This window comes from Gammaproteobacteria bacterium (assembly GCA_041395445.1).
GTDB lineage: Bacteria > Pseudomonadota > Gammaproteobacteria > Xanthomonadales > Marinicellaceae > NORP309.
This window is the reverse complement of record JAWLAO010000002.1, coordinates 458,102-469,506: the sequence shown is the minus strand read 5'-3', so window position 1 is coordinate 469,506 and position 11,405 is coordinate 458,102. Positions and strand designations below refer to the sequence as shown.

General features: G+C 33.1%; 9 protein-coding genes. 3 read left to right on the top strand and 6 right to left on the bottom strand.

What is annotated here, in order from left to right:
* Positions 1-81 precede the first annotated feature (81 nt).
* The 3 genes from R3F25_05460 to R3F25_05450 are packed head-to-tail and all read left to right on the top strand — an operon-like array spanning position 82 to position 3,495.
* Entirely contained in the window at positions 82-912 is an 831-nt protein-coding gene (locus tag R3F25_05460) for a glycerophosphodiester phosphodiesterase family protein (protein MEZ5496262.1), read from the top strand.
* 1 nt (position 913) lies between these two features.
* Positions 914-2,320 carry an MBOAT family O-acyltransferase gene (locus R3F25_05455; GenBank protein MEZ5496261.1) on the top strand — a complete coding sequence of 469 codons (1,407 nt, stop codon included), beginning with the start codon at positions 914-916 and terminating at the stop codon, positions 2,318-2,320.
* A 59-nt stretch (positions 2,321-2,379) separates the two neighbouring features.
* Complete coding sequence (locus tag R3F25_05450) at positions 2,380-3,495, top strand: hypothetical protein (GenBank protein ID MEZ5496260.1); 1,116 nt, start codon at positions 2,380-2,382, stop codon at positions 3,493-3,495.
* Between the two features lie 6 nt (positions 3,496-3,501).
* Here R3F25_05450 and R3F25_05445 read toward each other — a convergent pair whose 3' ends face one another.
* From R3F25_05445 to R3F25_05420, 6 genes are all read right to left on the bottom strand, one after another.
* Positions 3,502-4,227, bottom strand: a complete 726-nt coding sequence (locus R3F25_05445; GenBank protein ID MEZ5496259.1) for an inorganic diphosphatase — start codon at positions 4,225-4,227, stop codon at positions 3,502-3,504.
* Positions 4,211-4,894, bottom strand: a complete 684-nt coding sequence (locus R3F25_05440; protein MEZ5496258.1) for a DUF4956 domain-containing protein — start codon at positions 4,892-4,894, stop codon at positions 4,211-4,213. The genes R3F25_05445 and R3F25_05440 overlap by 17 nt, the downstream gene beginning before the upstream one ends.
* A gap of 16 nt (positions 4,895-4,910) precedes the next feature.
* A complete protein-coding gene (locus R3F25_05435) occupies positions 4,911-5,666 on the bottom strand; it encodes a polyphosphate polymerase domain-containing protein (GenBank protein ID MEZ5496257.1) in 756 nt (251 codons plus the stop codon).
* On the bottom strand, positions 5,656-8,244 hold the full coding sequence (locus R3F25_05430; GenBank protein ID MEZ5496256.1) for a right-handed parallel beta-helix repeat-containing protein: 2,589 nt from the start codon (positions 8,242-8,244) through the stop codon (positions 5,656-5,658). The genes R3F25_05435 and R3F25_05430 overlap by 11 nt, the downstream gene beginning before the upstream one ends.
* Positions 8,245-8,371: 127 nt before the next feature.
* A complete protein-coding gene (locus R3F25_05425; GenBank protein MEZ5496255.1) occupies positions 8,372-9,760 on the bottom strand; it encodes a hypothetical protein in 1,389 nt (462 codons plus the stop codon).
* Positions 9,750-11,390 carry a hypothetical protein gene (locus R3F25_05420; protein ID MEZ5496254.1) on the bottom strand — a complete coding sequence of 547 codons (1,641 nt, stop codon included), beginning with the start codon at positions 11,388-11,390 and terminating at the stop codon, positions 9,750-9,752. Before R3F25_05420 ends, R3F25_05425 begins: the two co-directional genes overlap by 11 nt.
* Between the last annotated feature and the right edge of the window lie 15 nt (positions 11,391-11,405).

Below are 11,405 nucleotides of genomic sequence, written 5' to 3'. Positions count from 1 at the left end.
TTGTTTAGTCTGGATAAATGTTTATAATTAGGCCTTTTTTTGCCTCAACATAATAAGAGTTTAAATTAACTTCAAGAAATAATGAAAAAACCTACGAGAATCATAATTGTTTCAATAATCATTTTCTTGTTAGCATTTATTATTTTCAATAGGTTTTTTGATGTCAAACCAATAAGAAAACCCCTTTTTATAGCCCACGCAGGTGGTGGCATTAATGGTCTGATCTATCTCAACTCACTGGAAGCCATAAATCATAACTATGAATTTGGACTTCGATATTTTGAAATGGATTTCAACTGGACCAGTGATAATGAGCTCGTATTAATTCATGACTGGAGTCGTACATATCAACGATTGTTTGGTAAGAGTTCTAAAGAACCTCCTACTTTAAAGGAGTTTATGACATTTGAAATGAGTTTTAGCCAAACTCAACTTTCGCTCAATCAGTTTGCCAACTGGATGGAAAATCATCCTGATGCGATATTGGTTGCTGATATAAAAAAAAATAATCTCGAGGGATTAAAAAAAATCATAAAAACAATTAAAAATCCATATCAAAGAATCATCCCGCAAATGTACAAACTGGAAGAATATCAACAAATTATTAATCTGGGATTTAACAAGAAAAACATAATGTTTGCTATGTATAAAACTTTGGAGTTGAACTCTGATATCGTTGAATTTTTAAAAACTAAAGAACTTTATGCAATTTCTGTCCAGCCCAAAAAAGAATATTTTGAGACTTTGTTAAAACAATTTGGATTTAGGGATTTAACTATCTATACTCTGACTCTTAATAACCCGGAAGAATTTCAAAAACTTGTAAATGAAGGTGTTGATGGCACGGTTACGGATTATATGTATTTGTCTGACAATAAAATTCTATCTCATAGAAATCAGGTTCTAAATTAATATGGTTTTTAGTTCAATTACATTTTTATTCTATTTTCTCCCGCTGTTTTTGGTTTTATATTTTATTACTCCTTTTAAAAATACGGTTTTGTTAATCGCCAGTTTGTTGTTTTATGCTTGGGGCGAAGCCGGGTATGTTCTTCTTTTATTGGTATCTATTGGACTCAACTATCTTTTTGGAATATTGATTGATAAAAATTTTAATCTCACTAAAAAGACCGTTCTTGTTTCCGGGATTGTAATTAATTTAGTGTTACTTGGGTACTACAAGTATTTTAATTTTTTGGGTGAAAACATCAGTTTTTTCAAAGCAGAATCACAGGTGCATTTACCATTAGGAATTTCTTTTTTTACCTTTCAGGCGATATCCTATTTGTTTGATGTTTATCGTAAGGAGGCTCGGGTTGAGAAAAACATTTTTAATCTGGCACTTTATATTTCGATGTTTCCTCAGTTAATTGCCGGTCCTATCGTACGATTTAAAACTGTTGCTGAACAAATTCATACAAGGTTTCACACCCTCGATAACATTTCTAAAGGAGTCCGGATATTTATTATAGGACTGGCTCAAAAAGCACTGATTGCCAATACTGTTGCTGTATCAGCAGATGCTATTTTTGCATTAAATCAAGCAAGCCTTACAACCTCAACTGCTTGGTTGGGTGCTTTTAGTTATTCATTACAAATCTATTTCGACTTTGCCGGATATTCAAACATGGCGATTGGCTTAGGTTTAATCATGGGTTTTAGTTTTCCTCAAAACTTTAATTATCCTTACATTTCAAAATCAATTACTGAGTTTTGGCGTAGATGGCACATGAGTTTGTCATCATGGTTTAGAGATTATTTATACATCCCTCTTGGAGGTAACAGGGTTTCACCTTTTCGCACTTATATCAACTTAATGGTAGTTTTCTTGTTGTGCGGATTATGGCATGGTGCTGCGTGGACTTTTATAATTTGGGGGGCATATCATGGATTTTTTTTAATACTCGAACGATTGGGATTTAAAAAACTTCTTGATACCAGTTGGCGGTTGTTTAGCCATACCTATACATTGTTCGTAGTAGTAATAGGTTGGGTTATATTTAGAGCAGAGGACTTCAATCACTTGGTTTATTTCCTCAAGACAATGTTTGGATTAGGACAAGGTCAAACGATTGAGTTTGTACCCTCTCTATACTTAACTAGTTCGTTATCTGTAACGCTTATATTTGCTACAGTTTTTTCAATGCCAATCTATCATTTTTTATTCAGGCAGATGAACATGAAAGAATATTTACAAATTGATATCAAAGTTACAATCTTAAAAATCATGTTTGAAATGTATTATATATCAATTTTTCTTTTATCATTGTTAAATATCGCCAGTGGTAGCTACAACCCATTTATTTATTTCAGATTTTGAACATGCTTAAAAAGATATACCAGATAATATTCATAGCACTTTTCATGTTAGTCATATCTATGCCAGCAGTTAAACATATATTTACTAAAGACAAACTGAAAAGTGATGAAAATAGAGTGTTAGTTCAAAAACCTTCTTTTCCGAAAAAAATAGATGATATTAAAGGGTATACAAACCAAATTGATAATTATCTATCTGATCAATTTGGGTTCCGAAAAATTTTTATTCGTAGTTCCAATAAACTTCGATATCAATTGTTCAATGAGATTTCATCAAAACAAATAACCGTTGGAAACAATGGTTTTATTTACTTCAATTCACACATTGCTGATAACCCCAACTTACTCATTAAATCGGTGTGCAATGTGCAATCACTGCCAAAAACGTTTCAACAAAAAACTATCAGTCTTTTTAAAGGATTATTAAATTATTCAAAACGGCTAGATATTATTTCGGATATTGCTATTATCCCTACCAAAGGAAAGATATACCCAGAGAACTTACCAGAGCCACAAAAAAGTTGGTGTACCAGAAACTCACCAGCATGGTGGGAATCACTCTTTATGAATGAAAAACATTACAGAATTTATTACCCTCTGAAAAAAATGCTGGATTTAAAATCTTCGGTTCAAGTATATTTGCCAAAACACTTTCATTGGCATGGCATTCTACCTAATATAATTGCTAAAGATATTATGAAGTCTTTATGGAGTATTGATTCAATACAGAATATTGAAAGTGAGAAAGTTAATGTAAGTACGGACTTGAGAACTCATACGCTTGGGTTAAAACTTTATGATTCTTCTGTAAAATATAATTTTGATGAATTTAATATAGTTATTTGTGAGGGAAAAAACTGTATTAATGGAATTCAAAGTGTCTATAAAAATAATATTAGTTATGTATACTCCAACCCTTTGATAAATTCCGATACTAAACTGGTAGTATTAGCAGATTCATTTGGACAATATATTGCGAAAAATTTTATTCTAGGATTCCCTGAGGTAATAGTCATTAATATTAACAACTTATCCCTTGATGAACAGTTCAAGTTCTATGAGTGGATTGTGAAAGAAGTTAAGCCAACACATTTATTACATCTAATGCACGATGGAGGCATCTATGGTCGTACAATTAAGCTTGAGAGATTGATGAAAGAGATTGAAAAGGTTTAGAGGTGTTTAATTTTTTTCCAGTTTCCATCTTTTATGAGCCTTTTCAATATATTCAATGGTTTGCTTTTTATCTTCGTAACCCAAAAAAACCATTTTCCCGGGAGTTTTGTAACCTTCAAACCATTGTCGGATGATTGGAATAACGTTGGGTTCTTTGACGAGCATTTCAGATAACGAGTCTATTTTTTTAAACCCGGAACCTTCAGTTATAGCAATGACTTTATTATCGCTTTCTCCTCCGTCACTTAATTTAAGCATTCCCAGGACTTTTACTTCGATGATATCACCACGATTAAATGCTTCACTCAACACAATGATATCCAGCGGATCATTATCACCACTCAGTGTTTGTGGAAGAAAGCCGTAATTTCCTGGATAAGCTAAAAACTTAACCTCTCTGGGTTTTCCATCCTTGAATTCCCACTCTATTTGTCCGGATTTATGATTCACTTCCCACTTTTGGCGAGTTCCTGTGGGAATTTCCACGACCATTTGGTAGCCACCCTTATTTTTCAGTGGAATATCATTAATTAGATGCTTATCAGTAACAATTCGATACGGACCATCCTGCTTGTAGCTGATATTGTTGTCTTTTGCCGAAATACTTAGGCAGAAGAACAACAGAAGTAATACTGATATAGATTCCCGCCTGCGCTGGAATGACGATGAGGTTGGTTCCTGCTTGCGCGGGAAGAACGAACCAATGGTTTTTTTGTTAATAAGTGATATCATTTTTAGCACTAACCAATACAACTTCGCTGATGCCGCTAAGTTTTGAGAATCCTGCAATAAAATCATTCATTTCGATATCTTCTTTTAAGGATACATCAAACGTCATGTACAAGTGCTTGTCATCACCGGATGGCTCCATATGCAATAGCGCATTGTTTTCTGAGTGTTTATTGATATATTCCACATAATTGTCTTCTTTGGAAGTTTTATCAAAATAAAACCTCAATATAAAATCACTGGAGCTTTGAACACCAAAATTAAATTTATATAATATCCAGGCAATTAAACACATGAATAATGTCGCATACAAGGCTATAAAATAATTACCGGTTCCGGCAGCCATTCCCACGCCTAATGCCAAAAAGATATATGCAGTGTCTTTGGTATCTTTAACTACAGTTCGGAAGCGGATAATACTCAAAGCTCCAACCAAGGCAAAAGCACGTGTTAACGAGTTACCAATAACCATCATTACAAATCCAATGATGATTGTGATAAAAATAATCGTCAAAACAAATGATTGGGAATATGACAGTCCCTGATGTGTTTTCTTGTAGGTGTAAGCTATGAACATACTTAAAATAAAAGCAACCAGTGAATTAATCATCACTTCTATAATTGAGTAGTTAAAACTGCCACTCAAGGCATCTAATATCTGATTTTCCATTGTTCTCTCTTCTAGTTTAATCTTCTAAGTTTTTTATTAAATTTGTCGCTTCCATTCCTGTACAGTACTTTGAAATAGAAACCCTGGTTAATTGATATTTAATCATTATACGGTGAAACCATGGCGGAACATGCTTTCTGAACTTCACTTCCATGATGGTAAACCCATCAATCAATTTACGTTTATTCACATCATCTTTAGGAAAAAGCTGCCTGGTCTGTGTGCCATATAACTCGCCGTCAAAGGTGATTCGAAACTCATAATCATATTTACTTTGATAGGCTCTTCTTTGGTAATCAATCAGCATCACCGGAGCAATTTTTTTTCTGTATCGGTCGTAGATGAATTGATTAAGAACATTATTGTTATCTTTTTTTATAATGTTTTCCGTTAATTTAAAGACATCATTAGCAATCTTTTCATCATGGGAAATTTCTGTTCGGTTCTTGTAAACAAAATTATTATACCGCCCTTTTAACTCAAGCATTATCGGTATGTTTTCATCATGTTGCACTGAGTATGTGCGAATACGAAACTTTTGTCTGTGCATCAGTCCGTCAGTTTTTTCATAATAAAAGCTGTAAACCGGATCATCAAAGTATAAACTTCTAACCAAGTATTTCTTATCTTCAAACCTTTCAACAAATGGATCCAATTGCATAAAATGACACAGCTCTGTCTCAACAGCATCTTTCAATTCATCCCTCAGAATATACTTAAACTCATAGCGAAGAAAGTTTTCCTTGATGGGTTTATTCGTACTATTTGCCATTATACCCTTTGCCTTCTGCTTTAATTAAATTTCTGTACTTCTGAAAAAACTCGCTATCAAAATCAAACTGGATGGTTTGCTCATTACCAACAGTGATTTTTTTATTCTTGATATCTTTTGCTATAAAATTCTGAGGAGTGTCAATTTCACAGTTATTGATGACAACTTTTGATTTCTTGCCTACGGTTGCATTTTCAGAGTTGTTTTGCATGACACAATTTTCGACATTAATAGTGCCACCACTAGAATAACGCCAGTTCTTATGATACGCATCAATGGCTTTTTTGTTGCCGATAAATGATGTGTTATAGATAAATGCCTTCGATGTATCCTTAGACTGCATACCAATTTCGCTGTTTTCTATATAGTTGTTAATCGCCAGTAAATTACTACCTTCGCCAATTGAAATTCCCTTATCACCAGAATTATAAAATTTTGTATTTAACACAACAGCATCAGAAGTCATCAAATCAATAGAGTCATTCCCTGAACCAACAAATTCACAATTGTCGAGAACTGCTGAAGAAATATCAATATCAACAGCATCGGATAATGAACGGACAAATTTGCTGTTTCTAAATATGATGTCAGAGTAGATAACATGAACCATGTCATCAGTTAACTTGCTGTCATAAAACTCCGAGTCTTCAACTAAGATTCGATCCGCATCATGAACTGAAAACATAGCAGTGTATTCGTGTAAACTACCCTTATCTCCGCTGCCATTCTTGAATATGACATGTTTAAAAACAGACTCATCGGCTCTTTTCCCTTTCAAGGCAAAAGCTCCCCACGGCTTTGAAGAGTCCTTGGCATCAAATACAATCGGGTTCTCTGCTGTGCCTATCGCTGTAACTTTTCCTAAAACTCTTAAACTGGCAGCTTCATCAAAAACCAACTGCGTTCCCGGCTCAATAACCACATCGTCTTTGATTTCTGTAAATCCGCTAAAGTGTTTTTCGACAGTCCAGGTTTGTTGATTAAAAGCGGTATTATTGATGATATTTTTACTTGACGGTCTAAAACTGATAGAGCCGATATTTTCAACCTTTTCAACCTGAATCGTTTGTTTATCCAAATTTAGAAATGTAAGTTCAACCGAATCAATATATTTTGTGTTAACTCCTTCAAAAATAAAATCATAAGTTGCTTCTGTAAAAATAGTTTTAATTCCTAAAAAAGCATCATCCTTTTCAGTTCTCGGTAACAAATCTATATTTATATTCAATTGGTTATTTTCATATTTCGTTTGGTTCGCCAGATTAACTGTATGCAGGAGATTGCCTTTTTTATATTCAACATGTACACTTTGAGGCCGCTCATTAATTGATTCGTTAAACCGGAACCGGATATTTGTAATTAATTTGCTTCCTCCAACAAGCAATCTGACTGTATATAAATCATCTGGTAGAGAATATTTATAATCTGATATGCTCACTTTGCCGAGAAAATAAGCTTCTACCTCATCTAGTTTTTGGATGATTTTCGAATTGAATTTCGCGAGATATTTTTTTGATCTCTCTAATTTATCACTGTAAAGAGAAATTGAGCTATCGTTTCTTCGTATCTGTTCTTCAGAATTTGCTGTTTCTATTTTCAAGGACTCTAAAAAACTCTCTTTCTCAGAAGAATAAAATCTCTCAAGTACCCGATATTTTTCCGCTATGAATTGATAGTTTTCAAATAATTTTATTAACAAATCCGATGACATAATATTCAAGTGGACTTTATCAATTGGTTGATTATTCCAACCTGTTGAATCCCATACGATAGGAAACATTTTTTCAAAATATCCATCATAATAAAGAATCCAGTTGTGAGTTTGATCATGATGATAAGATGATGCCAAATCAATAAAGGCGGAAAATGCTGCAAAACTCTTTAAATCCATAGTTTTGTAGTCACCCATCGAAAGGTTTTGGAGCATTGTTTGCAGTGGTTTTTTATTATCAGAATCAAAATGATTGTTATAAGATGCCTTATCCCAAATACCCGGATTATTAAATAACCTGACATCAACGCCAAAGTATTTACTTTGTCCGATATTATCGCCTTTGTAGATGTCGTTTGGCATACGACGGTTTTTTCGAAGAAAGCTTTCATCAATTTGCTCTACCATCAACTTGCTTCTTCTTTCTTTACCATTAACAGCAAAGCTGACTAACTTACTTTCTGGCGCCAGAAGATCTAATGATTTTGCTAGAGCATAGGACATATGGTTTGATAATAAATCCAATGATTTTGGTATAACAAAATTAAATTTATTGATACCGTTGTGAACACTTTTTTTCGAGGTTTTAAATCGCCATGATTTATCAGCAAGACCCCAGTGATAAATATGATCGCCTCTAAGCCTGGTTTTTCCTTTAAGTACAACATTATCCATTATCAAATAGGTATCGTCTTTATCATCAAAACCTGATTTTGGTAAATCTGAAAATAAAGCATGTAAATCTTTTTGATTGATTAATAACTGTACGTCTGCTTTTTCGCTGAGATTAAAAACACTTTTTATTCGACGAATGGCATCATCAAACTCAGCATTACCAACTCTAAAAAACCTACTTGTTTTATCCATTGTAACTTCAAATTTATCAAGCTCATGATATGTTTTGAAAGTTTTTTTAAGCCAATATATACCAAAAATATTTACCGGCAGTGTCAAAGTCAAACTGAATATCAGTATTATCTTTAGCCGACCCATATTATTCTCCTAATTCCATATATACATTAACACTTTTTATCGAGGTTAAAGTATTAAGCTTAAAAATAATATGGGGGTCGTTTCCAGTTACGTTTATCGTACTTTCTTCCTGGAGATAATTCAAATTATTTGCGGCAACGTATTTGTCTGTTTCAATAACTACATCATCCAATTCAATTTTGAAGTTTGTGAATTTAAGCCCGCTAACAGCCGGAAAATCCAATCTCACAAACTCAGCAGATAATGGCTGGAGGGCGAGTTTAGCTTCTACTTTTACTCTAATGTCATGAATAGTGGTATCAACCTTAAACTTTATTGATTTATCTTCTGAAAAGTCCTTGTTTTCTGAATAAAAAAACTGCCACTCTTCCGAATCAAGCATATTTTCCAGAAAAAACTCCGGTTGGTTTTGTATTGTTAATGTTGCCTTGATATCAGCTAGAATGTCCTGTCCTTTAAACTCTTCAGGAATAAAAATTTCAAAATACGGATCTGTTCCGGTTGGTTTAAAAGACCCATGGGCTGCTTCAACAATTTGATTCAATGGTTTGAACTCCAAGTTCTCATATTTCCGACCACCAACTGTTAGGTCTATTTTGATGTCGCTAATTTTTGAACCAACTCTCATGCCATCTATGTCTATTCTTAATCCTTTTATTTTATTAATTTCTTTTTGCATGATAACACTATACTGATTACCAATTCTTTCTACATTTTTCAATGGCAAGGAGATTTTTGTATCTGCATGAAAACTAGGGTATTTATCATTTTTATAAAAAAACATAAAGCCAATTTCTGAGTTATCTATATAGCTTTCTTTTTGCAATCTCCCAATATTAATTGACTCTGCAATATGGCCATTTTGTATCAATGCTTGAGCATAAAGAGTACTAATTTCATTAATGTCCGGATACTTGTTATAAATGTTAGAAATATACTCTAGTGACTTTTCGCTATCAGTTTGCTTTAACAAATTAAAGTATGCAAATTTTGCTCGAAACTCATAGGGGTATTTTTGTTCCCACTTTTCCGCAGTTTCAAGTGCTTTAACATTTTGGTTGTTTTCTATATAGTTGTTGATTAACAGTTCATACATTTCAACCAAAAAACCATATACTTTATTTAATGATGTCGTTCCATCAAATTCATTTATAAATTCAATGATGTTATCAATCTGCTCATTTTTAGACTTTGAGTTTCTAATCTTTTCTTTGTGGCTTTGAATGCTTTGCTCATAATAATTTGGGATTTTTTCATCTAGAGACTGTATATATTCGGGTTTTTTAATCCATATATACCACGCTAACAACCAAAAAATCATTCCTGCTAAAGATATGATTGCTAAGGTTAAAGAAATTCTTCTTAATGTTTTTTTGGGTTTATTCCACATTCCGTATAAACTCCCTATTCATCTTTCTGATAGAGTCCAAGTACAAACTTTCTTTTCCAAATTCATCATATACCTTGAGTCTTTGTACAAACCCATACAATTTCATGTTATCGATAATAATATCTTCATCCGATGTGACTTTAAATTTAAAATGAGTTGTTTTTTCCTGCTTTGAGATATCAACTGTATGACAGCTATTACCTTCTTTGAGCTCTAATTTTTTTTCTTTCTCATTTAATAATAGAGTTAAATTAGCTTCTTGCTCTGAATCCAAGCAGAAGATTAGCTCCTTATAACTACTAAACAACATGTGTCTTTCAAATGGATTGTAAAGTTGTGAAATATTTGAGTCTTTGCTTAGTTTTATTTTATTCTCTCCAGTGTATTCAATCAACTCAACATCACCTGATATATCCCACCCATGTAAACCATACTCAAAAGAAGAGTTATATAAACCATTATCCGCATAGTCTCTATAAGCCCATAGACCATATCCACTACTATATTTTTTTAGTAATGGTACTGTATCTAATAAAAACTCATCTATTTCATTGGAATTAATCTCAGCATTATTTGGAAAATACGGTGTATTATCTGTGAAGTTAAACTGTTCGATAACATGGTTGTTCGATTGATTTGAATTTGTAACTGTTTTTAAAAAATACTCAAAATTGGCAAGAGATTCTTTTGCAGATAACAACTCACCTTTATTCTGCGCTCCCCAAAAAGGAGCCCAATACGTTCCTCTATGATTTTCTTCATCAAAATGAAGGTCATGCTCAATCCAAACTGTTTTACCAGATGAGTTTAATATAGGGTCTTTATCAACCCTTATTTCCATAGCAGCTTCAGGGAAAATTTCTTTGGTACTATTCAAAATTAACTCGTCAAACTTCATATCTATATATTCAAGGTAATACAAATAGGACATTTCCTCCTTTGATGGAATCGCTATCTGAGACTCATCCAACTCATTAACGCCGAGTATTAACTTAACCTTATTTGTGTCCTGAGATAACAACCACTCACTATAACCTATATCTTGTGCTAATTTTATTCTATTATTAATTGGTAAGTTAGGTAACACAAAATGTGGGCACCAAAAATCTTCCCAAGAAACCAAGATTCCATCAGAGTTGTTTCGATATTTTTTTGTTGCTTCGTAGATTTTTTTAAGAAAATCTTTCCATTTTTTCTTGTAGGCTTCATCAGTATAAATATTTGTACACAACTGAATAATATTGGTTCCGGTTTCTGGGGTGAAATCGTGCGGAAATCCGACTCGTAAAATATAATTAAAACCAAGCTGGACAGCTTTTTCTACAAGGAAACTCAATCTTTTGTACATCCATGGATTACTTGTAGTCATATCTTGATTAAAGTTTGTCTCAAACCCGACCCAGGGTACAACAAAGATTAGTGTATTAAAACCATCATTTTTTATCTGCTGAAAATCTCCTTCAACGTCTTTTTCTTCAAACTCTTGCCAAAAAGTTTTCGGCCATTCTGAGGCGAAATAGTGTGCAGCCACAACAATATCTTTGGGTTTTGAAATTGACTGAGACTTTTCCTTTTCAATACAAGAGGCCAACAGCAATATTAAACTAATAAAGATTATTGTGTGTTTCATTCAAATTTTTCTAAT

Excerpts from the sequence above, each read along its gene's own strand:
- R3F25_05435 (MEZ5496257.1), bottom strand. The coding sequence starts at position 5,666 with ATGGCAAATAGTACGAATAAACCCATCAAGGAAAACTTTCTTCGCTAT.
- R3F25_05430 (MEZ5496256.1), bottom strand. The coding sequence starts at position 8,244 with ATGGATAAAACAAGTAGGTTTTTTAGAGTTGGTAATGCTGAGTTTGAT.
- R3F25_05440 (MEZ5496258.1), bottom strand. The coding sequence starts at position 4,894 with ATGGAAAATCAGATATTAGATGCCTTGAGTGGCAGTTTTAACTACTCA.
- R3F25_05455 (MEZ5496261.1), top strand. The coding sequence starts at position 914 with ATGGTTTTTAGTTCAATTACATTTTTATTCTATTTTCTCCCGCTGTTT.
- R3F25_05425 (MEZ5496255.1), bottom strand. The coding sequence starts at position 9,760 with ATGTGGAATAAACCCAAAAAAACATTAAGAAGAATTTCTTTAACCTTA.
- R3F25_05450 (MEZ5496260.1), top strand. The coding sequence starts at position 2,380 with ATGCCAGCAGTTAAACATATATTTACTAAAGACAAACTGAAAAGTGAT.
- R3F25_05420 (MEZ5496254.1), bottom strand. The coding sequence starts at position 11,390 with ATGAAACACACAATAATCTTTATTAGTTTAATATTGCTGTTGGCCTCT.
- R3F25_05460 (MEZ5496262.1), top strand. The coding sequence starts at position 82 with ATGAAAAAACCTACGAGAATCATAATTGTTTCAATAATCATTTTCTTG.
- R3F25_05445 (MEZ5496259.1), bottom strand. The coding sequence starts at position 4,227 with ATGATATCACTTATTAACAAAAAAACCATTGGTTCGTTCTTCCCGCGC.